Source organism: Variovorax sp. BGA-UO-ETr-C22 (genome assembly GCF_059567965.1).
The window spans coordinates 63,577-86,574 of the sequence record NZ_JCAQPA010000007.1; the positions used below are offsets into that span (position 1 = coordinate 63,577).

21 protein-coding genes are annotated in these 22,998 nt (G+C 69.2%); 3 read left to right on the forward strand and 18 right to left on the reverse strand.

All coding sequences use genetic code 11. The features are described from left to right. Position 1 precedes the first annotated feature (1 nt). Together AC57B8_RS04320 and AC57B8_RS04325 are read left to right on the forward strand one after the other, a co-directional pair. A complete protein-coding gene (locus AC57B8_RS04320; protein WP_354345040.1) occupies positions 2–442 on the forward strand; it encodes a MaoC family dehydratase N-terminal domain-containing protein in 441 nt (146 codons plus the stop codon). Positions 443–458: 16 nt separating this feature from the next. Continuing rightward, on the forward strand, positions 459–875 hold the full coding sequence (locus AC57B8_RS04325; RefSeq protein WP_496478780.1) for a MaoC family dehydratase: 417 nt from the start codon (positions 459–461) through the stop codon (positions 873–875). A 52-nt stretch (positions 876–927) separates the two neighbouring features. On the opposite strand, the gene AC57B8_RS04330 is transcribed toward AC57B8_RS04325, so the two are convergent. The 17 genes from AC57B8_RS04330 to AC57B8_RS04410 form a co-directional block, all read right to left on the reverse strand. After that, positions 928–1,902 carry a tripartite tricarboxylate transporter substrate binding protein gene (locus AC57B8_RS04330; RefSeq protein WP_496478781.1) on the reverse strand — a complete coding sequence of 325 codons (975 nt, stop codon included), beginning with the start codon at positions 1,900–1,902 and terminating at the stop codon, positions 928–930. Between the two features lie 22 nt (positions 1,903–1,924). Further along, complete coding sequence (locus AC57B8_RS04335; protein WP_492727697.1) at positions 1,925–3,634, reverse strand: AMP-binding protein; 1,710 nt, start codon at positions 3,632–3,634, stop codon at positions 1,925–1,927. Between the two features lie 25 nt (positions 3,635–3,659). Further along, a complete protein-coding gene (locus tag AC57B8_RS04340; protein WP_495306177.1) occupies positions 3,660–4,490 on the reverse strand; it encodes an SDR family NAD(P)-dependent oxidoreductase in 831 nt (276 codons plus the stop codon). Between the two features lie 25 nt (positions 4,491–4,515). After that, complete coding sequence (locus tag AC57B8_RS04345; protein ID WP_496478782.1) at positions 4,516–4,935, reverse strand: MaoC family dehydratase; 420 nt, start codon at positions 4,933–4,935, stop codon at positions 4,516–4,518. A gap of 4 nt (positions 4,936–4,939) precedes the next feature. Next, on the reverse strand, positions 4,940–5,392 hold the full coding sequence (locus AC57B8_RS04350; protein WP_496478783.1) for a MaoC family dehydratase N-terminal domain-containing protein: 453 nt from the start codon (positions 5,390–5,392) through the stop codon (positions 4,940–4,942). Positions 5,393–5,405: 13 nt separating this feature from the next. Continuing rightward, entirely contained in the window at positions 5,406–6,593 is a 1,188-nt protein-coding gene (locus tag AC57B8_RS04355) for a lipid-transfer protein (protein ID WP_062474020.1), read from the reverse strand. 57 nt (positions 6,594–6,650) lie between these two features. Further along, complete coding sequence (locus tag AC57B8_RS04360) at positions 6,651–7,790, reverse strand: acyl-CoA dehydrogenase family protein (protein WP_496478784.1); 1,140 nt, start codon at positions 7,788–7,790, stop codon at positions 6,651–6,653. A gap of 126 nt (positions 7,791–7,916) precedes the next feature. Continuing rightward, positions 7,917–8,888, reverse strand: coding sequence for a Bug family tripartite tricarboxylate transporter substrate binding protein (locus AC57B8_RS04365; RefSeq protein WP_496478785.1), 972 nt, complete (start codon positions 8,886–8,888; stop codon positions 7,917–7,919). A gap of 77 nt (positions 8,889–8,965) precedes the next feature. Next, positions 8,966–9,967 (reverse strand): Bug family tripartite tricarboxylate transporter substrate binding protein, encoded by a 1,002-nt coding sequence (locus AC57B8_RS04370; protein WP_496478786.1) that lies wholly within the window; start codon positions 9,965–9,967, stop codon positions 8,966–8,968. 57 nt (positions 9,968–10,024) lie between these two features. Continuing rightward, the gene (locus AC57B8_RS04375) at positions 10,025–11,212 is read right to left on the reverse strand and encodes a lipid-transfer protein (protein WP_496478787.1); all 1,188 of its coding nucleotides are present in this window, start codon (positions 11,210–11,212) and stop codon (positions 10,025–10,027) included. A 19-nt stretch (positions 11,213–11,231) separates the two neighbouring features. After that, a complete protein-coding gene (locus AC57B8_RS04380; protein ID WP_496478788.1) occupies positions 11,232–12,074 on the reverse strand; it encodes an enoyl-CoA hydratase/isomerase family protein in 843 nt (280 codons plus the stop codon). Further along, positions 12,071–13,642 carry an acyl-CoA synthetase gene (locus AC57B8_RS04385; protein ID WP_496478789.1) on the reverse strand — a complete coding sequence of 524 codons (1,572 nt, stop codon included), beginning with the start codon at positions 13,640–13,642 and terminating at the stop codon, positions 12,071–12,073. The genes AC57B8_RS04380 and AC57B8_RS04385 overlap by 4 nt, the downstream gene beginning before the upstream one ends. A 45-nt stretch (positions 13,643–13,687) precedes the next feature. Continuing rightward, complete coding sequence (locus AC57B8_RS04390) at positions 13,688–14,626, reverse strand: SDR family oxidoreductase (protein WP_496478790.1); 939 nt, start codon at positions 14,624–14,626, stop codon at positions 13,688–13,690. Between the two features lie 140 nt (positions 14,627–14,766). Further along, on the reverse strand, positions 14,767–17,529 hold the full coding sequence (locus AC57B8_RS04395; protein WP_496478791.1) for a winged helix-turn-helix domain-containing protein: 2,763 nt from the start codon (positions 17,527–17,529) through the stop codon (positions 14,767–14,769). A gap of 60 nt (positions 17,530–17,589) precedes the next feature. Continuing rightward, entirely contained in the window at positions 17,590–18,699 is a 1,110-nt protein-coding gene (locus tag AC57B8_RS04400; RefSeq protein ID WP_496478792.1) for a CaiB/BaiF CoA transferase family protein, read from the reverse strand. A 54-nt stretch (positions 18,700–18,753) separates the two neighbouring features. Beyond that, the gene (locus AC57B8_RS04405; RefSeq protein ID WP_496478793.1) at positions 18,754–19,770 is read right to left on the reverse strand and encodes an acyl-CoA dehydrogenase family protein; all 1,017 of its coding nucleotides are present in this window, start codon (positions 19,768–19,770) and stop codon (positions 18,754–18,756) included. Positions 19,771–19,794: 24 nt separating this feature from the next. Next, positions 19,795–20,952, reverse strand: a complete 1,158-nt coding sequence (locus AC57B8_RS04410; protein WP_496478794.1) for an acyl-CoA dehydrogenase family protein — start codon at positions 20,950–20,952, stop codon at positions 19,795–19,797. Positions 20,953–21,096: 144 nt separating this feature from the next. Between AC57B8_RS04410 and AC57B8_RS04415 the strand changes: the two genes are divergently transcribed. Continuing rightward, complete coding sequence (locus AC57B8_RS04415) at positions 21,097–22,020, forward strand: LysR family transcriptional regulator (RefSeq protein ID WP_062474040.1); 924 nt, start codon at positions 21,097–21,099, stop codon at positions 22,018–22,020. Here the strand turns inward: AC57B8_RS04415 and AC57B8_RS04420 are convergent. Further along, on the reverse strand, positions 22,008–22,979 hold the full coding sequence (locus AC57B8_RS04420; RefSeq protein WP_496478795.1) for a Bug family tripartite tricarboxylate transporter substrate binding protein: 972 nt from the start codon (positions 22,977–22,979) through the stop codon (positions 22,008–22,010). The genes AC57B8_RS04415 and AC57B8_RS04420 overlap by 13 nt on opposite strands. Between the last annotated feature and the right edge of the window lie 19 nt (positions 22,980–22,998).

Consider the following 22,998-nt stretch of genomic DNA (forward strand, 5'->3'; position numbering starts at 1 on the left):
CATGATCGACAGGAACATCATCGGCATGGCTTTCCCGCCTTTTGCCATCACCGCCGAAGCCGGGCAGCTGCGCTTCTTCGCCAAGGCCATCGGCGAGACCGATCCGGTCTACTTCGACGAGTCCGCCGCGCGCGATGCCGGCCACCCCACCTTGCCGCTGCCGCCCACCTTCCTGTTCTCGCTGGAGCTCGCGCGTCCGCCGAGCAACTGGCGCGAGGAAGCCGGCATCGAACTGGCGCGCGTGCTGCACGGCGAGCAGTCCTTCACCTACCGGCGCATGGCCCATGCGGGCGACACGCTGCACTTCGACAGCCGCGTCACCGATGTCTACGAGAAGAAAGGCGGCGCGCTCGAGTTCGTCGTCATGGAAACCCGCGTCACCAACCAGCGCTCGGAGCACGTGGCCGACATCCGCAAGGTGCTGGTGCACCGCAATGGCTGAACACAAGGAACACCCGATGAAGACCCTGAATTTCGACGCCCTCGAACCTGGCGATACCTTGCCCCCACTGACACTCGCCCCGATCAACCGCACGACCCTGGCGCTTTTTGCCGGCGCATCGAACGACCACAACCCGATGCACATCGACCTGGACTTCGCGCAACGCGGCGGCATGCCCGACGTGTTCGCGCACGGCATGCTGTCGATGGCCTACCTGGGCCGCCTGCTGACGCAGTGGGTCGACCAGCGCAAGGTGCGCCAGTTCAACGCGCGCTTCGCCGGCATCACGCACCTGGGCAACGCGATCACCTGCACGGGCGAGGTCATCGAGAAGTTCGAGGCCGGCGGCGAAGAGCGGGTGAAGGTGGAAATCCGCACCACCAACCAGGACGGCGAGGTGAAGATCCTGGGCGACGCAGTCATCGCGCGCTGACCCGGCTCGCACGTGGTCCCCGGTGCCACGGCGCCGGGGACCGCGCGATCGATCACTGCATGAAATTCGGCCCGGCCAGCTTGACCAGTTCGCGCGTGCGCACCGATTCACTTGCAATCATCGCGCTGAACGGCTCCCGGCCCGTGCCGGCAAACTCCCCACCGCTGATGCGCACCACCTGCTCGCGGAACGCCGGGTCGGCGGCCGCGCGCACCATCAGCGCCTCGAACTTTCCGGCAATCGGCGCCGGCGTCTTGGCGCGGATCGCGAAGCCGATGAAGGTGAAGAGCGTGTAGTCGGCCACGCCACCTTCCTGCACGGTGGGCACTCCCGGCATCAACGCGTGGCGCTTGCCCGAGGACACGCCCAGCCCGCGCACCTTGCCCGAGGCGATCAGCGGCGCCGCGCCGCCGATATCGGTCAGCGCCGCATCGGCCACGCCGCCGATCACGTCGGCGATCGCCTGCGAGGCGCCCTTGTAGGGAATGGCATTGAACTTCACGCCCGCCCGGCGCGCGAGGTCCAGCGCACCCAGCCGGTACGAGTTGCCGTAGACACCGATGCTGACCGACCCCGGCGCCTTGCGGGCCGCATCGAGCAGGTCGCCCAGCGTCTTGAACCGCGAGTCGGGCGATGTCACCAGCACGGCCGGAATGCGCACCAGGTCGAGCATCGGCGTCAGGTCTTCCACCTTGTAGGGCAGGTCCTTGATGACCAGCGGGTTGATCACCATGGTGCTGTTGCTCACGAGTACCACCGAATGACCGTCCGCCGGCGCCCCCAGCAGGTTCTGCGTGCCCACGACAAGATCGGCACCGGGCCGGTTCTCGACGAAGGTCGCCTGCCCCGAGACGGCCCTGAACTGCTCCGCCATCAGCCGCGTGAGCGTGTCGCCGCTGCTGCCGGGCCCGATGGGCACGATGAAGCGCACCGCACGGGAGGGATAGCCTTCGTCGGACTGGGCCTGCGAGAGCGCAGGAACGGCCAGGGCCAGGGCCAGCCATGCGGCACCGATCTTCTTGTTCATGTCTTGTCTCCTTGAAGGGTCTTCACGTGAGCGCGAGTGCCGCAGCGCGCGCGGCCTGGTCGTGCGCGTCCTGCTGCGCCTGCATCTCGCGCCACAGGATCTTTCCGGTCGCGGTCTTGGGCAGGGCCTCGACGAACTCGACCAGGCGCGGAACCTTGTAGGCCGACAGGCGCGTGCGCGCCCATTCCGTGACCGCCTCCGGCGCCAGCGTGCCGCGCGCCGCCGGACGCAGCACGACGAAGGCCTTGACGGTCTCGCCGCGGCGCGCATCGAAGGCCGAGATCACGCAGGCTTCCTGCACCGCCGGGTGGCCGTACAGCGAGGTCTCGATCTCGGCGGGCCAGATCTTCAGGCCCGCCGCGTTGATCATCCGCTTGAGCCGGTCGGTGACATAGAAATAGCCGTCCTCGTCGTGATGACCGATGTCGCCGCTGCGCAGGAAGCGCTTGCCGTCGATCTCGATCGTCGCCGCCGCCGTGGCCTCCGGCTGGTTCCAGTAGCCCTCGAACAGGGTCGGCGCGTGGATCACGATTTCCCCGGGGTGCGCGGGCCCCAGTTCCGCGCCCGAATCCGGATCGATCACGCGGGCATCGCAGTTGATGTGCGGCACGCCCGCGCACTGGCGCCGCGCCGCCTGGGGCGGGTTGATGTGCGAGGCGCCGCAGGCCTCCGTGAGGCCGTAGCTTTCGATGAAGGACAGCCCCAGCCGTTCCTCGATCTTGCGGATCAGCGCCTCGGGCATGGCCGTGGCGCCGCCATAGAGCCGCCGCAGCGACGACAGGTCGCGCTGCGCGATGTCGGGCCGCGAGAACACCTCGGCCAGCATCGGCGTGACGGCGCACCAGGCGTACAGGCGCAGCCGCTCGATCAGCTCGACCACCGCGTCGCCATCCCAGCGCGACAGCAGCACGACGGTGCGCCCGACGTAGATCGCCAGGTTCATCACGTTCATGCCGGCCAGATGGCTGGCCGGCAGCACCAGCAGCTCGGACTGGTCGGCCTGCTCCGACAGCCACTGCACGCGCTGCAGCGACGCATGGGCGAAGTTGCGGTGGGTCAGCATAGCGCCCTTGGGCTTGCCGGTGGTGCCCGAGGTGTAGGCCACCACGGCAAGGTCGCCGCCCCCGCCCTGCATCGGGGTCGGCGCGATGCCTGCCGCGAGCGCGCCGGAGAACGTGTGCAGCCCGGGGCCGGCCAACGGCCGCCGCGCTTCGCGCACGAACTCGGGAATCTCGAGGAAGGGCACATCCTGCGGCCTTCCGGCCAGCTCGGAGACCGCGCCGACCACGCAGCCGTCCAGGCGGTTGTCGTCGAGCAGGGACTGCGCCCGGTCCATCATGTCCTGCGTGGCGATCAGCACCCGCGCGCCGGAATCGCTGGCGTAGTAGGCAACCTCCTCGGCGGTGCTCATGGCGTTCATCGCCACCACCACGGCATCGCACCGCAGCACCGCGTAGTAGGCGATGACGAACTGCGGGCAGTTCTGCATCAGCAGCATCACGCGGTCGCCGCGCCGCACGCCCAGCCGCTGCTGCAGGTAGCCGGCCAGCGCCAGTGCATCCGCATGCAGGCTGCGGTAGCTGGTCGAGCGTCCGTAGTAGGAGATCGCGACCTTGTCCGGCGCGGCCTCGGCGCTTCTGGCGAGGTGGCTGAACAGGTTGCGATCGGCCACTTCCAGCGTCTGCGGAACGCCGGCGGGCCAGTGTGCGTAGTGGCGGGTCAACCGTGCCATGAAAGCTGCCTTGAGGCGTGCCTGGCTAGAAACCGCCGCGCCCGCCGCCGCAGATCAGCGTCTGGCCGGTGACGTAGTTCGACTCCGGAATGCAGAACATGTAGACCGAGCCCGCCGCTTCCTCGGGCGTGCCGGGGCGGCCCAGCGGAATCTCGCTGCTGGCGCGCTCGATGGTCTCGGGCCGCACGCCGATGCGGATTTCCTTGCCCTCGATCTGGATCGTCTTGGCTTCCTTCACGGGCTGCGTGAGCCGGGTGGCGATGAAGCCGAAGGCCACGCAGTTCACGTTGACCTTCATGCGGCCCCATTCCTTGGCCAGCGTCTTGGTCATGCCGACCAGGCCCGCCTTGGCCGCCGAGTAGTTGACCTGGCCCGTGCTGCCCTGCGTGCCCGAGATCGAGGAGATGTTCACCACCTTGCGAAACACCTCCTTGCCGTTCTCGGCCTCGGCCTTGCTCACTTCGCGAAAGTACGGCTGCGCGGCGCGCAGCACCTGGAACGGCGCCTTCAGGTGGCAGTCCAGGATCGCGTCCCACTGCTCATCGCTCATCTTCTGGATCACGTTGTCCCAGGTGTAGCCGGCGTTGTTGACGATGATGTCGATGGCGCCGAAGGCGTCGAGCGTCGCCTTGACGAAGTTGGTGCCGAAGTCCGGCGCGGTCACGCTGCTGGCGAACGCGACGGCCTGTCCGCCGGCGCCGCGGATCTCCGCCACCACCTCTTCGGCCGGTGCGGCGTCGAGGTCGTTGACCACCACCTTGGCGCCTTCATGGGCGAGCTTCAGCGCGATGCACCGGCCGATGCCGCGTCCTGCGCCGGTGACCATGGCCACTTTGCCTTCGAGATTTCTGTTCATGCTTGCTTTCTCCTGTGGATGAATTTCAAAGGGCGGCCACCACGGCTTCGCCGAGGATCTTCACGTCGCCGTTCTGGTTGGCGCACTGCACTTCGACACGCAGGCGCGGCTCGCCTTCGTGCGCGAAGCGCTCGGTCACGCGGCCGGTGCACAGCGGCACGTCGTGCACCTGCGTGATGCCGGTGAAGCGCACATGCAGGCGCCGCAGCCGCTCCTGCCCCGCCCAGTTCGTGACCAGCCGTCCCACGTAGGCGGCCGACAACATGCCGTGCGCGAACACGTCGTCCAGGCCGGCGTTGCGGGCGAAGTCGATGTCGATGTGAATCGGGTTGTGGTCGCCCGAGGCGCCGGCATACAGCGCCAGCGTGGTGCGGGAGATCGCGGGCAGCTGCAGCGCGGGAATGCCGTCGCCCACCTGCAGGTCTTTCAGTGCCGGGGTCGTCATGTGGTCATGCCTCCGCGAGCTGGCGTTGCACGAGGGCCGTGCGCAGGTCGGCGATGTGCACGCCGTCCTGGTTGGTCACGCGGGTCTGCTTCACGAGGAACTCCAGCGCCCCGCCTTTCTTGTCGTAGACGTCGACGATCTTCGGCTCGTAGCTGAGGACGTCGCCGGCATAGGCCTGCGCGTGGTATTCGTAGCTTTGCTCCGCATGCAGCAGGCGCTTCAGATCAATGCGGGCCAGGTCCAGCAGCGCGCGCGTCTGGAACAGCCGGCCTTCCAGGCACGACAGGAAGGTGGGCGGCACGCGCAGCGCGCGGTGGCCGGCGTCGCGTGCGGCCGACGCATCGAGGCAGGTCGCATCGGTCTCGCCGATGGCCTGCGCGTACGAGCGCACGGCGCCCTCTTCGACGGTGAGGCTGCGCTTTCCGAGGGCGTGGCCGATGAGGTTGCGGTCGAGCATGTCGCGTCCCTGCTCAGTTGCGGCCGTACAGCGTCACCACGCAGGCGCCGCCCAGACCCAGGTTGTGCTGCAGCGCGAGCGTCACGCCGTCCACCTGCCGCTGGTCGGCCGTGCCGCGCAGCTGGTGCGTCAGCTCGTAGCACTGCGCGAGACCGGTGGCACCGAGCGGATGGCCCTTGGACAACAGGCCGCCCGACGGATTGGTCACCACCCGCCCGCCGTAGGTGTTGTCGCCGTCCTCGACGAACTTCTCCCCCTCACCCACCGGGCACAGGCCCAGTGCTTCGTAGGTCAGCAGTTCGTTCTGGGCAAAGCAGTCGTGCAGCTCGCAGACGCGGATGTCCGCGGGGTCGACGCCGGCCTTCTCATAGACCTTGTTCGCCGCCGCCTGCGCCATGTGGAAACCGGCGTAGCTGATCATCGAGGGCGGATCGAAGGAGGCGACCGGGTCGGTGGTCATCGCCTGCGCCAGGATCTGCACGTCGCTGCGCAGGCCGTGCTTCTTCGCGAACTTCTCGGACACGATCAGCGCGGCGGCCGCGCCGCAGGTCGGCGGGCAGGCCATCAGACGCGTCATCACACCGGGCCACATCACCTTGTCGTTCATCACGTCCTCGGTGCTGAGCACGTTCCTGAAGATCGCCAGCGGGTTGGCGGCGGCATGCCGGCTGGCCTTGGCGCGGATCGCGGCGAAGGTCTGCATCTTCGTGCCGTACTTCTGCATGTGCTCGCGGCCCGCGCCGCCGAAGGTGCGCAGGGCCTGTGGCAGCTCGGGCACGTCGGCCGTGAGGTCGCTCACGATGTGCGAGACGCGGGCCCGCGTGCGGGGCCGGTCGTCCCAGTGCGACTTGAGCGCGCCGGCCTGCATCTGCTCGAAGCCCAGCGCCAGCACGCAGTCGGCGTCGCCCAGCGCCACGGCCTGACGTGCGAGGTACAGCGCGGTCGAGCCGGTCGAGCAGTTGTTGTTGACATTGACGACCGGAATGCCGGTGAGACCGACTTCGTACAGCGCGGTCTGCCCGCAGGTCGAGTCGCCGTACACGTAGCCCACGTAGGCCTGCTGCACCAGCTCGTAGCCGATGCCGGCATCGGCCAGCGCGCGGCGCACCGCGTCGGCGCCCATGTCGGTGTAGCTCGGGCTCGCGCCAGGCTTGGCAAACGGGATCATGCCGACACCGCCGACCAGGACTTTTTCACTCATGGTTTCTCCAGTTCAGTAAGGGGGAAGAAGGAAGGAAAGTCGTAGGCAGCGCGGCGCCTACAGCTTGCGTGCGATGAGGTCGCGCATGACCTCGTTGGCGCCGCCCACCACGCGCGAGACGCGGTAGTCGGTGAAGGCGCGTGCGATGGGGTACTCCAGCATGTAGCCGTAGCCGCCGTGCAGCTGCACCATGTCGTCCAGGCACTTCCACAGCGCCTCGGTGGCGTACATCTTGGCGATGGCTGCCTCCTGCACGCTGAGCTTGCGGCGCAGGTGTTCGCCCAGGTAGTAGTCGACCAGCGTGCGCACGGCCACCGACTGCGCCTTGACGTCGGCCAGCTTGAACTTCGTGTTCTGGAAGTCCCACACGGTCTGGTTGAAGGCGCGGCGGTCCTTCACGTACTCGAGCGTGAGGCCGAGCAGGCGCTCCAGCGCAACAGCGGCATACAGGGCGATGATCAGGCGCTCCTGCGCCAGCTCCTGCATGAGGTAGGCGAAGCCCTGGTTCTCTTCGCCCAGGCGATTGGCCACGGGCACGCGCACGTTGTCGAAGAACAATTCGGCGGTGTCGGCCGCGGGCTGGCCCACCTTGTCGAGCTTGCGGCCGCGGCGAAAGCCTGCGCGGTCGGCCTCGACCATGATCAGGCTCACGCCCTTGGCGCCAGCGGCCGGTTCGGTCTTGCACACCAGCAGCACCATGTCGCAGCTCAGGCCGTTGCTGATGAAGATCTTGCTGCCGTTGATGACGTAGTCGTCGCCGTCGCGCACGGCGGTGGTGCGGATCGCCTTCACGTCGGAGCCGCCGCCCGGCTCGGTGATGCCCACCGCCAGGATCTGCTCGCCGCGGCAGATGCCTGGCAGCCATTGCTGTTTCTGCGCTTCGGTTCCCAGGCGCACGATGTACGGCGCAATGATGTCGGAGTGCAGCGAGAACCCCGCGCCCGACACACCCGCGCGGTGCACCTCTTCGAGGACCACCGCCGCATGGCCGAAGTCGCCGCCACCGCCGCCGTATTCGGTCGGCACCGTCACGCACAGCAGGCCTTCGCGGCCGGCCTTGAGCCAGGTCTCGCGGTCGATCCGGCCGGCCTGGTCCCACGCCGCCTGGCGAGGCACGCACTCGCGTTCAAAGAAGCGCTGTGCGCTGGGTCTGAGCATTTCGTGGTCTTCGCGAAAGACCGTGCGATTCACATCCACTGGGAGCTCCTCTCGATGCGTCTGTTGATGGAACTTCGGCGTTGGGGAAACCGGTCGCCTTGGGGTTCATGATCGCCACTCGCCGCGCAGAATTCACTAGCCGTAATGGCGAGTCGGCGCGCCCATTCAGTCCATCTTTGCCCCGGAGATCCGCACGAGCTTCTCGATGACCGGCCCGCTGGCTTCGAAGCCCTCGCGCGCCTCCTTGGCGCTGTTGCCAACACCGATCAGGCCGAAGACCTGGAACCGCGCCTTGAGCTGCACGGTTTGAATGGCCGCCCGCGCCTCCTTCTCCAGGCGGGCGAGCGCGGGCGGCGGCGTGCCTGCGGCCACCATCATGGTCAGCCCGCCGATGATCTTGAACTCCGGGTCGCGAAAGCCAGCCTCGATCAGCGTCGGCACGCCCGGCAGGTCGTCGAGCCGCTGCTCGCCCACCACGGCCAGCGGCCGCAACTGGCCGCTCGCGAAGTGCGGCGACAGGGAGCCGGCCGTGGCGAAGGCCCAGGGGATGTGGCCGCCGATGAGGTCCTGGATCATGGGCGCCTCGCCCTTGTAGGGCACATGCGACATGCCGAGTTGCCGTGATTCGCCAAGGTAGGAACTCATCAGGTGCCCGGACGAGCCCACCCCATAGGAGCCGTAGCTGACCTTGCCTTTGTTGGACCTGGCCCATGCGATGAACTCCGTCATGTTCCTGGCAGGCACATCCTTGTGCACCGCCAGCACCAGGCTCGCATCGCAGATGTGCGTCACGAAGGCGAGGTCCCAACGCACGTCGTAGGGCACCTTCGAGAACGTGTGGTGCGCGTAGTAGATGGGCGTGGTGTGCGTCACCAGCAGCGTGTAGCCATCGGCGGGCGCACGCGCGACAAGCTGCGTGGCCAGCATGCCCGACGCGCCGGGCTTGTTGTCGACGACGATGACCTGCCCCAGCGCCTTGCCCATCGCGTCGGCCAGCGAGCGTGCAATGGCATCCGACGCGCCACCGGCCGGCGCGGGCACGACCATGGTGATGGAACGGGTCGGAAAGCCCTGGGCGAAGCCCGGAGCGCTGCACGCCAGGGCGGCGGCGAGCACGAAGGTCTGGATGCGGTGCATGGCGGGTTCCTCGCCGGACGCACGGTCCGGACAGATGGCAAGACGGACAGGTCGAACGCGAAAGGGCCGCCGGCGCGCTACTCCGGCTGAAGGCCCGTGGTCGTGATGTAGTGCTTCCAGCGCGCCTGGTCTTCGCGGATGGCCTTCGTGAACTCAGCCGAGGCCGCCGGGTAGGCCGCCGTGCCGCGCCGCGCGAAATGCGCCTGGGCTTCAGGCGACGCGACGAACTCCACGGCCAGCAGCGAGAGCTTGTCCACGATGGGCCGCGGCGTGCCGGCCGGCGCGAACAGGCCCAGCCAGCTCGTCAGCGTGGCATCGCCCAGGCCCAGTTCGCCCAGCGTGGGCACATCGGGCAGGGCCGCAACGCGCATCGGGCTCGACACCGCCAGTGCCCGGAGCTTGCCGCCTTCCACCTGCGGCACGGCCTGCGACACCTCCAGCATCGCGTAGTCGATGGTGCCGGCGAGCAGGTCGGGCAGCATGCCCGACGAACTCTTGTAGGGCACGTCCAGCGCCTGGACCTTCGCCAGGCCGTTGATCGCCGCGGTCATGACCTTGTAGCCCGATGTGCTGGTGCCATAGCTGAGCTTTCCGGGATGGGCGCGCGCGGCCGCCAGCAAGGCGTCCAGGCTGCGGTACGGCGACGTGGCCGGCACCGTCACCACGATGGGGACCACGGACATGCGCGCGATCGGCAGCAAATCCTTGTTCGCGTCGTAGGGCAGGCTCTTGAACATGTAGGGGTTGGCGGCCACGGCGCTGGCCACCGCCAGCAGCAGCGTGTAGCCGTCGGGCGCCGCCTTGGCCACGTGGTCCGACGCCAGGATGCTGTTGGCGCCAGGCCGGTTCTCCACATAGAACGACTTGCCGGTCTTGTCGCTGAGGTACTTGGCGGCCAGCCGGGTGAAGTCGTCGACCCCGGTGCCCGCGCCGCTGACCGACACGATGCGCACCGGCCGGTCGGGGTAGGCCGCGGGCTGCGCCGTCGCCGATGCGGCAAGGCCCAGCAAGGCCCCCCACAGGCTGAGCCGCAGGACCCGCCGGTGCAGGGTGGTGGCATCTTGCGAGTGCGTGAACATGGTCTTGTCTCCTGGTGAAAGTCGGAAAGCCGCAACGACGGGAACCGTCTGAAAAACTCAATGCCTGCCGTACAGCGTGACCACGCAGGCGCCGCCCAGGCCCAGGTTGTGCTGCAGCGCCAGCCGCGCACCCTCGACCTGGCGCTTGTCCGCGGTGCCGCGCAGCTGGTGCGTCAACTCGTAGCACTGCGCCAGGCCGGTGGCGCCCAGCGGATGGCCCTTGCACAGCAGGCCGCCGGACGGATTGGTGACGACACGGCCGCCGTAGGTGTTGTCGCCGTCCAGCACGAACTGCTCGGCACCGCCTTCGGGGCACAGGCCCAGCGACTCGTAGCTCAGCAGTTCGTTGTGCGCAAAGCAGTCGTGCAGTTCGACCACCGGGATGTCCCGCGGATCGACGCCGGCCTGTTCGTAGACCGCGCGCGAGGCGCGCTGCGCCATGTAGCTGCCGACGAAGCCTTTCATGGTCGGCGGCTCGAAGGACTCCTGCGGGTCCGTGACCATGGCCTGCGCCAGGATCGCGACGTCGGTGCGCAGGCCGTGCCGCCGCGCGAACGCGGGCGAGCAGACGACCGCGGCGGCCGCGCCGCAGGTGGGCGGGCAGGCCATCATGCGGGTCATCACGCCGTCCCACATGACCTGGTCGTTCATGACGTCTTCGGTCGTCACGATCTTCCTGAACAGCGCCAGCGGGTTGTTCGCGGCATGGCGACTGGCCTTGGCGCGGATCGCGGCGAAGGTGGACATCCGCGTGCCGTACTGGCGCATGTGCTCGCGGCCGGCGCCGCCGAAGGTCACCAGGTTGCGCGGGATCTCGCCGGCATCGCCGCACAGCGCGTCCTGGATCGGCAGCACGTCGCCGCGCGGGATCGGGCGATCCGGGAAGTTGGAGCGCGTGGCCCCCGGCTGCATCTGCTCGAAGCCCAGCGCCAATGCGCACTCGACCTGCCCGCTCTGTACCGCGGCGCGCGCCAGGTAGAGCGCGCTGGAGCCGGTGGCACAGGCGTTGTTGACGTTGAACACCGGAAGGGCCGTGCGGCCCACGCGGTACAACACGCCCTGCCCGCAACTGGTGTCGCCATAGACATAACCGGCGAACGCCATCTGCAACTGGCCGTAGCCGATGCCGGCGTCGGCCAATGCCAGGCGCACGGCATCGCCGCCCATCTCGAGATAGTTGGGGCCGGCACCCGGCTTGGTGAAAGGCACCATGCCGACGCCGGCGACCAGAACGTTGTCAGTCATGCGGTTGTTCCTTCGCGATTCAGGAGGTGGACCGCCCGGCCGCCATGCGGTCCCAGTCGTAGCGGAAGGCGCCGTCGCGCGCGAAGTCGGCCACGGCCTGGGCGTGGTAGGGCGTCTGCATGGCCACGGCCTGCGCGCTGGCCTCGGCCGTGAACATCGCGGCGCAGTCGGTCTCGAAACTTCGGTTGACCAGGTTCTTGGTCATGCCGGCCGCCTCGCGCGGGCCTGCGCACAGGCGCTGCGCGAACGCCCTCGCCTCGGCCTGCAACGCATCGTCCGCATGGACCGCATGCACGAGGCCCCAGGCCTGCGCCTCCTCGGCCCCCAGGCGGCGCGCCGTCAGCATGAGCTCCTTCGCGCGGGACAGGCCCACGATGCGCGGCAGCGTATGCAGCAGGCCGAAGTCGGGCACGGCACCCAGGCGCGCGAACGAGGCGCAGAACACCGCGCGTGTCGACGCGAGCACGAAGTCCGCCTGCAATGCCAGGCCGAAGCCCGCGCCGTAGGCCGGCCCGTCGACAGCGGCAACCACCGGCACCTCCAGCTCACGCAGGCGGGTCAGCCACTGGTGCGCCTTGCGCAGCCGGCTGCGCATGTAGTCCGCCGTCGCCACGCTCGGATCGGTCAGCCGTTCGCGCATGAACTTGACGTCGCCGCCGGCCGAGAAGCTGCCGCCCGAGCCGGTGATCAGCAGCACGCGGATCTCGCGGTCGCTCTCGACGCGCGCGATCACGTCGACATAGTCCATCTGCAGTTCGGTCGACAGCGCATTGCGCAGCGCCGGTCGCTGGTGGCTGAGTTCGGCGATGCCGCCTTCGATGCGCAGCTGCGACGCGCGCAGGGTTTCGGTGGTGTCGTTCATGTCTGTGGTTCCTGGTTCAGTTCAGGCCTGGCATAGCGCTCGCGCAGCGCGCGCTTGTAGAGCTTTCCGGTGGGGAGACGCGGCATCTCGTCGATGAAGTCCACCGAGCGCGGCAGCATGTAGCTCGCGACCTTGCCGCGCAGGAAGGCGATGAGCGCTTCGGCCAAGGCCGGCGTGGGCGCCACGCCGGGCGCGGGCTCGATGACGGCCTTCACGGCCTCGCCCATCTCGGCGTCGGGCACGCCGATCACGGCGGCGTCCTGCACGCTGGGGTGCAGGGCCAACGCATCCTCGATGGCCTGCGGGTAGATGTTCACCCCGCCCGAAATGATCATGTAGAAGAGCCGGTCGGTCAGGTACAGGTAGCCGTCCGTGTCGAGGTGGCCGATGTCGCCGATCGCGGTCCAGTTCGGGTGCCGTGGATGCTGGGCCGCGCGGGTCTTGCCGGGGTCGCGGTGATAGTGAAAGGGCAGCGTGTCGCGCTCGAAGTAGATCAGCCCGTCCTGGCCCGCCGCGAGCTCGTTGCCGTCGTCGTCGCAGATGCGCAGCACGCCCAGCACGGCACGGCCCACCGAGCCGGGGTGCGCGAGCGCTTCACGGCTGTCGATGGAGGTCAGGCCGTTGCCTTCGCTGCCGCCGTAGTACTCCACCACGATCGGGCCCCACCAATCGATCATGCGGCGCTTGACCTCGGCAGGACACGGCGCCGCGGCATGGATGGCCACGCGGTGGCTGGACAGGTCGAAGGCTTCGCGGGATGCGTCCGGCAGCTTCAGCAACCGGATGAACATGGTCGGCACCCACTGGCTGTGGGTGACGCGGTAACGCTCGATCAGCGCCAGCGACTCGACCGCATCGAACTTGGGCATGAACACCACGGTGCCGCCGAAGAAGTGCGTGTTGGTCGCATAGGACAGCGGGGCTGCGTGGTACAGCGGCGCCGTCGACAGGTAGACCGAACCGGCGTCGAACTTGTACCGGTGCATCATCATCAGGCGCGGGTCGGCCACGTCGTCGTCGAAGCGCGCACGGGCCGCCGCGCGCACGATGCCCTTGGGCCGGCCTGTCGTGCCGGAGCTGTACAGCAGCGTGCCGCCCACCCACTCCTCGGCCAGCCGCTGCGCCGGCGCGCCGGCCACGGCCTGCTCGTAGGACTCCCACCCGGGAATGACGCCGTCGATCATCAGCCGCCGCGTGCAGTGCGGCGTGGTGCCGGCCAGTTCGGCCGCGACACCGGCCATCGCGACCGAGGAGATCAGCACCTGCGCACCGCTGTCCTCCACGATGTAGGCCACCTCCCCCGCCGTGAGGAACCGGTTGACCGCCGTCAGCAGCAGCCCCGAGCGGAAGGCCGCCCAGGCCACCTCGAAGCAGCGCATGTGGTTCTCCAGCAGCATCGCGATGCAATCGCCGCGGCGCAGGCCCTGGGCGTGCAGCACCTGCGCGAGCCGGTTGGAGCGTTCGTCCAGTTCGCGGTAGCTGAGGCGCTCGCCGCTGCTGCCGTTGATGACGGCGGGCTTGTCCGGCGTCAGGGCGGCAAAGTCTCCAAGGTAGTTCGCCGTTTTCATGCGGTGCCTCCTGGGACGGACCGGTGTCCGCAGTCCTTGTTCATGTCAGGCGTTCGGCGCATTCAGCTGGCCGCTCAGGTCGGCGTTCGGCGCCGCGCGCGCGACGAGGCCGGGCAGCACCTCGCCCAGCTCGGCGGCGGTCCAGCGGCTGTCCTTCTGCACGTGAGGACCGGCGCGCCACCCTTCGGCCACCGTGATGCGCCCGCCCTTGGCGCCGAACACCCGGCCGGTGACGGCGCCGGAATGCACGCTGCCCAGCCAGACGACCAGCGGCGCCACGTTCGCCGCGTCCAGCGGGTCGAACCCGGCGGCGCCGGCCGGTGCCTTGGGGTTGAGCTGGCCGCTCTTGAACAGGTCTTCCGTGAGGCGGCTCATCGCGGTCGGGTAGATCGCATTGACCGTCGCGCCATAGCGCTCCAGCTCGCGCGACGCGACGATGGTCATGTTGGCGATGCCGGCCTTGGCCGCGCCGTAGTTGGTCTGCCCGACGATGCCGTACAGGCCCGACGACGAACTGGTGTTGACGACGCGCGCCACGCGCGGGCGGCCGGCCTTGGCTTCTTCACGCCAGTACGCGGCGGCATGGCGCATCGGCGCGAAGGTGCCGCGCAGGTGGACGCGGATCACGGCGTCGAAATCGTCGATGTCCATGTTCACCAGCGTCTTGTCGCGCAGGATGCCGGCGTTGTTGACCAGCACGTCGAGCCCGCCGAACGCGGTGATCGCGGCCTCGATCAGCCGCCTGGCGCCCTCCCAGTCGGACACGTCGTCGGTGTTGGCCACGGCCTCGCCGCCCATCGCGCGGATCTCGGCCACCACTTCCTGGGCCGGGCCGTTCATGGCGCCCGTGCCGTCGGGCCTGGCGCCCAGGTCGTTGACGACCACCTTCGCGCCCTGGCGCGCGAACTCCAGTGCGTATTCGCGGCCGAGGCCGCGGCCGGCGCCGGTGATGACGACCACGCGGTCCTTGCAGAGCTGTTGCATCTCCATTCCTTTCGTTTCGCTGGGATCGATGTGCCGGACCGGGCGGTCCGCAGCGGCAGTCGCCTGACAGGCGCTGTCGCATGCATCGATGATGCGAAGCCGAAGGCCGCGAGCCACTAGCCGCGATGGCTAGCCGGTGTTCAGTGCAGCCTGGGGGTTTCCCGGACCAGCGAGAGATCGCGCATGCGCGCAACCGCTTCGTCGCGCTCGGCAACGCCCAGCTTGCTGTAGATCTTGCGCAGATGCCACTTCACGGTGTGGGGCGTGACGCCCAGCACGCGGGCAATCTTCTTGTTGGGCATGGCCTGCGCCACGAGGTCGAGCACCTCGCGCTCGCGCTCGTTGAGCAGGTCGACGGCCACGCCTTCGGCTGCGGCGCTCTTGGCCATGCGGACGGCCGCACGTGCGCGTCGCGTGGCCGCGGCCGCCTCCAGCAGCCGCCGCGCATAGAACGCAAGGACCGGGTCGAGCGCCGCATCCGCCAGCAGCGCATCGAGGAGCGACGGCACGTTCGCCGATACGTCCAGCAGGCTGCGCACGAGACCGAGCCGATGGCCCAGCCGCAAGGCTTCGATCGCCTGCTCACGCGCGGGCCGCGGGTTGCCGCGCCCCGACTCCGCGATGGCCAGTTGCAGCCGAAGGGCCGCCAGGATGCGCAACCGGCCGGCCGATTCGGTGCACGCCACGAGGGGCTTCAGGCAATCGACGGCGCCGTCGAAGTCGTTCCAGTGCAGGCACATGTCGGCACGCGCACGCTCGGTGATGCGCCAGGTTTCGGCGGCCGTGCCCTTGCCCGCATCGGCATGGCGCACGTTCAGCACCTTGATCCGCTCGAACACCTGGTCGGCCTGCGCGGTCTCGCCTTGCTTGAGATACAGGCGCAGGCGCAGGACCAGCGCATGCGCGAGCAGGCGGTCCAGGCTGTGGCGCACGGCGTAGTCCTCCAGGTGATCGAGATGGTCGAGCGCTTCGAGGCGCCGGCCCGCGAGCCAGTGCGCGCACGCCAGGACGACGAAGGCGCGCAGCACCGCATCGGGAATCGAGGCGCGCTCCAGCACTTCGATGCGAGGCTCGAGCAGGCTACAGGCGGCCTCGAGTTCGTTCCACTCGTAGAGCACGTCGCTTTGCAGGCCCGCGGCCATGCTGGCCACGCCGATGCGGGCGGCGCCGTGTCCTTGCGCCTCCTGCAGTACCGCGCGGAACAGGTGCTCCGCTTCGGTCATGCGGCCTTCGAGCGCAAAGCTCATGCCGGCGAGGCAGCGCGCGATCAGGCCGCGCCCGGTCGAGGTGCCGTGCTGCTGCGCGGCCTCTTCCAGCAGCGCGCGGGCCTCGGCGTAGGCATCGCGGTACATGTGCATCCAGGCCAGCAGGTGGTTGCGCCCCGCGAAGATGGCCTGCGCGTCGTCAGGAATGGCTTCGAGCTGCGGCGCGATCGCCAGCAGGGTCTCGGTGTCGTCGCGCTGAAGGGCCAGGCCGCCGCGCAGCAGCGTGAGCCCCCGGCGCTGCAGTGCGTCCAGCGTGTCGAATTCCGCCTCCAGCTGCGAGATGCTGCCCTCCAGCGCTTCGATGTCGCGCGCATACAGGCGCAGGTAGGCCGCCACGAGCCGAAGCCCGAAGCGCGCCTGCACCTGGGCCATCGGCAGCCGCCGCATGAGGCCACCCAGCGAGGTCAGTTCGCCCCGGGCCAGCAGGTCGGATGCGCAGGCCTCCACGATGTCGGCCGCCGCGTGCGCGTCGCCCGCCAGCACCGCATGGCGCACGGCTTCGTCGAAGTGCCCGTGCGCCTCGAACCAGCGCCAGGCCGCGCCGTGCAGCGCACCGCGTTCCTCGCCCGGCAGCCTTTCCAGGCGCGCCAGCAGGATCTCGCGCAGCAGCGGATGCACGCGATACCAGGTCTCGCGGTCGTGGCTGCTGACCTGGCTGATGAACAGGTTCTCGCTATCGAGGCGTGCCAGCCGCAACGCCATGTCCGCACCGGCGTGCGGCAGCACCAGCAACGCGGCGCACAGGGAGGCGCAGAAACGGTTGCACAGGGCCAGCCGCGTGAGCAGCGCCAGCTCATCGGGCGGCAGGTGCGCCAGCACTTCGCCTTCGAAGTAGCTGGCAAAGGCCTGCGCGTCGCGCACCTGCACCCGGGCATACGGGGCGCCGCGCTTGGCCTGCATGTCGACCACGAACAGCTGCAGGCCGGCCACCCAGCCATCGGTGAGCTCGTGCAGCACCTGCACGTCGCGCTTGTCGATGCTGGCCAGCTGCTCGCGCAGGAAGCGCTCGGTTTCCTCGGCGGTGAAGCGCAGGTCGCGCAGGTCGAACTCGCTCACGAGGCCCTGGGAGCGCAGCCGCGCGAACGACAGCGGCAAGGCGGTGCGCGAAGCGAAGGCCAGGTGCAGCCGCGGCGGTGCGTAGTCGAGCAGCCACTGCAGCACCTGGAAGATGCGGGCGTCCTCCAGGTGCTGGAGATCGTCGAGCATCAGCACCAGCTCCCGCGAGCGCGACGAGATGGCCTGCACGACGGTAATCACGGCATGCTCGAGCGCAGACTCGTCGCTGTCCCGCCCCATCAGCAGCGCCGCCTCGCGCACAGCGTCGGGATCGACCTCGCCGATGCTGGCCAGCAGGCAGTCGAAGAAGCGTGTCGGCTCGCAGTCTTCGGCGGACAGCGACAGCCAGGCGACGTCGAAGTCCAGCGCCAGCAGGGCCTGCCGCCAAGCCACCAGCGTGCTGGTCTTGCCGCTGCCCGCGGGCCCCTGCACGACCACGCAGCGCTGGCGCCGGGCCTCCAGCAGCCGCGCCTGCAAGGCGTCGCGCGGCACCAGCCGGTGCGACGGACGTGGCGGAAGCAGCTTGGTGCTGGCGACCGGTTCGATCCTGCGCTCCGGCACCGTCGCAAGGCTGGGGTTCAAGGATTCATCCATGGACACGAAGGAAGAGACTCCCCGCAGTGTGGAGCGCCGATGCGCAAATCAGCGTCGCGCGGTGCGCCATTCGGTGGCGATGGCGGCTAGGTCGGCGTCCGGCGATTCCTGGGGCGCCCTGGGCATGGCGGGCACGGTGCGGCTGAAGCGCGGCGCCGGGGCCGGCTGCACCACGCCCTCGACCTCGACGAAGGTGCCGCGCGCCTTCATGTGCGCATGCTGCGGCGCCTCGGCAAAGGACAGCACCGGCGCAAAGCAGACATCGCTGCCTTCGAGCAGGTCGCACCACTGTTGCCGCGTGCGCGACTTGAAGCGCTGCGCGATCTGCACCTTGGCCTGTGCCCATGCGCCGCGGTCGTGCTGGTCGCCGAGCGCTGCGGCATCGAGGTCCAGCTTCTGCAGCAGCTGCGCATAGAAGCGCGCCTCGATCGGGCCGACCGAGATCCATCCGCCGTCCTGGCATTCGTAGACCTCGTAGAACGGCGCGCCGGTGTCCAGGATGTTGGTGCCCCGGCGCTCGTCCCACAAGCCCGCGGCATGCAGGCCGTAGAAGGAGGTGGCCAGCGAGGCCGCGCCGTCGACGATGGCGGCATCGACGACCTGGCCCTGGCCGGAGCCGCGCGCTTCCAGCAGCGCCGCCAGCACGCCCATCACCAGGTAGAGCGCGCCGCCGCCCATGTCGCCGGCCAGGGCCAGGGGAATCGAAGGGGCCTGGTCCTTGCGGCCGATGGCGTTCAGCGCGCCGGTGAGCGCGAGGTAGTTCACGTCGTGGCCGGCGGCGTGGGCGAGCGGGCCGGTCTGGCCCCAGCCGGTCATGCGGCCATACACGAGGCGCGGGTTGCGCGCGAAGCAGGCGTCCGGCCCGAGCCCGAGGCGTTCGGCCACGCCGGGCCTGAACCCTTCGATCAGTGCATCGGCGCCTTCCACGAGGTCCAGCACCTGCGCAACGGCAGCGGGCTGCTTGAGGTCGAGCGTCGCGCGTTGGCGGTTGCGCAACAGCAAGTCGTATTTGGCCGGGCGCTTGACGCCCAGGTCGGCCGCCTCGGTGCGATCGATGCGCAGCACCGTGGCGCCCAGGTCGGCCAGCAGCATGCAGGCCATGGGGCCCGGGCCGATGCCGGCAAGCTCGACGATCCTGATTCCTTGCAAGGGTCCCATTCGCTTGTCTCCTTCGATGCGTGGCGACTGCCGGCCACGCGGATTGGTGAAAACTCAGGCCAGGGCCGGCGCGGACAAGCGCAGGCGGACGAAATCGAACAGCCCGTCGGGCTGCGCCAGCAGGGCCTCGCCCAGCAGGCGCGCACATTGCGTCTCCGTGCCCGGCACGACCCGCCACTCATGCAGGCGGCGTGTGTACAACCCGAGCACGTGTTCTTCGGTGATGCCGATGGCACCGAACACGGCGTGCGCGATGGCGCAGACGCTGCGCGCCGCCTCGCAGGCCCGCAGCTTCGCGGTGGCCGCCAGCAACGGATCGGGTTGCACGCCCGCAGCGCTGCAACCCAGCCGCGCGGCCAGCGTGGCCGAATGCGCCTGCTCGCCCAGCACGCTGAGTTCCTGCTGCACGGCCTGGAACTGCGCGATCGGCCGGCCGAACTGCTTGCGGTCGCGCGCGTAGTCGGTCACCAGTTCGAGCACGCGCGCCATGGCGCCCGCCATGCCTGCGGCGTGAAGTGCGTTGCAAAGCGCCACGGCGTCGGCCGCGCCCGCATCGAAGCGCACCACAGCGAGATCGCGTGTGTGCCACTGCAAAGTGGCGGAAGCCTGCGGACGCCATGCACCCGGCGTGGCCGTTGCACGATCGCGCGGCAGCAGCAGCCATTCGCCTTGCCAGCTCACGAGCACCTGCTGCGCGAGCGCGCCGCCGGGCACGTCGCGGCAAACGATGGAACCCGCGTCGCCGGGAACACCCGGTGCGATCGCGATGGGGCCGGCGCCGCGCCGCTCGCCATGCCCCGCCGCAGCCAGCAGTGCGCGCGCGACGGCGGTCTCGCCGAAGGGAAGCCCGAGCCCGGCCTTGCCGGCGGCGAACACGAGCGCGAACAGCTCGCGCAGCGACAGGCCCGCGCCGCCCTGCGCTTCCGCCACGAGTGCATCGGTGTAGCCGAGCGCATCGATGGCCTGCCACAGCGCGTCGGTGGGCGCGCCGGCTTCGACGGCGCGCAAGGTGTCGTCCGTGCACAGCGCGCGCAGCGGGCGTTCGAAATCGTCAAGGAGTGTGTCGTCCATCATGTGTCCTTGTGTGCGGCGCTGCTAGCGAACGCCCAGCCCGCGGGCGATGATGCCGCGCATGATCTGGCGCGTGCCGCCGCGCAGGGAAAAGCTGGGGGCCAGTTGCGTCACGTAGGCCAGGGTCTGCAGCAGGCCGGCCGATGGCACCGGATAGCCGGGCGCGTCGAAGGCTTCCTCGATCCATCCGGGTATCGCCTGTTCGAACTCGGTGCCCAGGTCTTTCACCAGCGAGGCCTCGAACGCGGGATCGAGCCTGCGGCCCAGTTGCTCCGCGACGGCCAGCGACATCGCGCGCAGCACCGCCATGCGCCCAGCGATGCGCCCCGCGATGACCTGCGCGCCGGCAGCCGGCGCCGGACCCTGGCGCAATTCGGCAAGCCACGCTTCGGCAAGCACCAGGCTGGAGTAGATGCGTTCGGGCCCGCTGCGCTCGAAGGCCAGCTCGGCCGTCACCTGTTGCCAGCCCGCGCCCTCTTCGCCGACCAGCGCATCGGCCGGCAGCTCGACGTCTTCAAACAGCACTTCGCAGAAATGCCCGTCGCCACTGAGGTCGCGGATCGGCCGCACGGTGATGCCCGGCAGCGTCAGGTCGACCAGCAACTGCGACAGGCCCTTGTGCCGGTCTTCCGATGTGCCCGAGGTGCGGACCAGGGTGCACATGTAGTGCGCGCGGTGCGCATTGGTCGTCCAGATCTTGCGGCCGTTCAGGCGCCAGCCGGTGGCGGTGGGCACGGCCCGCGAGCGGACACCGGCCAGGTCGGAGCCGGTATCGGGTTCGCTCATGCCGATGCTGGTGAAGAGTTCGCCGCGCGCGATGCGCGGCACGAAGAACGCGCGCTGCGCCTCGCTGCCGTAGCGCAGGATCAGCGGCGCGGTCTGCCGGTCCGCGATCCAGTGGGCCGACACGGGTGCGCCCGCGGCGAGCAGCTCTTCGAGCAGCACGAAGCGCGCGAAGCTGCTGCGCCCGGCGCCGCCATAGGCCTTGGGCAGCGTCAGGCCGATCCAGCCCTGGCGCCCGAGCGCGCGGCTGAAGTCGGCGTCGAACCCCATCCAGGAGCGCGCCCGCACGGCCGGCGCAACGCCGTGCAGCGCCGACTGCAGGAAGGCGCGCACCGGCGCGCGCAGGGCTTCGTCCTCCGGTGGAATCGCGACCAGCGAAAACGATTGCAGGGTGTTCAATGGTGTGTCCTCACAGATGCTTCATCGGGTTTTGCCCGCTTCGTTCGGATGGGTGCAAGCGCCATAATCCGCGTGGCTCCTGCACCGTTTGGCAGCCGCAGCGGGCCACCCGTTACTGCCGCAATCACCGAGACATTCGCCCCCATGGAGCTTCGCCAATTGCGGCAGGTCGTCGTCCTGTCGGAGACGCTCAACTTTCATCGCGCCGCAGAGCGGCTGCACATGGCGCAGCCGCCGCTGTCCACCTCGATCAAGAAGCTCGAGGAAGAACTCGGCGTGCTCCTGTTCGACCGGCTCTCCACCGGTCTGCGGCTGACCGCCGCCGGCGAAGCCGTGCTGCAGAACGCCAAGCGCGCGCTGTTCTTCGTCGACGAGGTCCGCCGCGCGGCCCGCGACGGCGTGGCGGGCGAAGAGGGCCTGCTGCGCATCGGCTTCGTCGGCTCGGCCACCTATTCGCTGATGCCTCAGATCGTGCGCAGCTTTCACCGCCAGTACCCGCGCGTGGATCTGGAGATCGAGGAGTCGACCACCACCGATCTGCTGCGGCGCATCGAGGACCACTCGCTCGACCTCGCGCTGGTGCGCTATCCGGTGCTGACGCCGACGGCCGCGGAACTCACGGTGCTGCAGCTGGACCACCTGGTGCTGGCCGTGAGTGCCGATTCGGCCTTCGCGCAGCGCAGCGAGATCGCCATCGCCGAGCTGGAGGGCGAGCCCTTCATCGCGTACTCGCGCACGCTGGTGCCCACCATGCATGTGCTGACCATGCAGGTGTTCCAGGATGCCGGCGTGCAGCCGCGCATCACGCAGGAGGCGGTGCAGGTTCAGACGATCCTCGGCCTGGTGGAAAGCGGCCTGGGCATGGCGCTGGTGCCGGCGGTGGTGCAGCGCTACGCCAGCAACGGCGTGCGCCTGATCCCGCTGACCGACATGCCGTCCAAATACACCGTGGGCATCGCGATGGCCACGCTGCCCGACGCCTTGACGCCGGCCGCACGCAATTTCATCGCGGTGGCGCATGCTGCTGTCCAGCCTTCTGCAACGCAGCCACCGGCTCAGTCTTCGTAGCCGATGTTGGCGGTCTTCACGATGCGCCGGGTCTTCTCGATCTCGGCCCGCTGGAACTCGCCGAAGGCCTGCGGCGCGCCGTAGAACACCGCCCCGCCCTGCAGGGTGATGAAGGTCCTGGCCTCGTCGCTGTCCATCAGCTCCTTGATGGCCTGCGACGCCCGGGTGAGCACGGGCTCGGGCACGCCCGCGGGAAAGAACACGCCGGTCCAGGCATAGGACTCGTAGCCGGGCGTGCCGCTCTCGCTCACGGTCGGCACCTGCGGCAGTTCCTTGATGCGTTCGTTGGCGGCGACGGCCAGCGCACGCACCTTGCCGCCGCGCAGCAGCGGCATCACCGCGCTGACCTCCGCCATCGTGTAGTCGATGTTGCCGCCGGCCAGGTCGGTCATGGCCGCCGAGGTGCCCTTGTAGGGCACGGCCGTGGCCTTGATCTGGTTGCGCTCGTGCAGCAGTTCGAGCGCGACGCGGTAGGTGGCGGTGCCGCTGCCGAAGTTGAGCTTGCCCGGCGCCTGGCGCGCGGCCACCACCAGGTCCTGGAGGGTCTTGAAGGGCGAGCTGGCGGGCACGACCAACACCATCGGGAAACGGGCGATGCGCGCCAGCGGCTGGAAGTCTTTCACCGCGTCGTAAGGCAACTGCCGGAACACGGCCACGTTGGTCACCATCGGCGAGTTGCTGGCGACGAACATCGTGTAGCCGTCGGCCGGTGCGGTGGCCACGGCGCGCGCGGCAATGAAGCTGTCGGCGCCGGGCCGGTTGTCGACGAGGAAAGGCTGGCCGAGTTTTTCGCTCAGGTGCCTGGCCAGGAAGCGCGCGGTGGTGTCGGCGCCGCTGCCGGGCGGCAGCGACACGATGATCTTGACGGGCTTGTCCGGATACCCGGCCGCGGTCGCCAGCGCGGCGGCGCAACCCAATGAAAGCGTCAGCAGCCAGCGCGCGAGGAAAGGGGTCTTCATGTCTCTGGTTCCTTGTCGT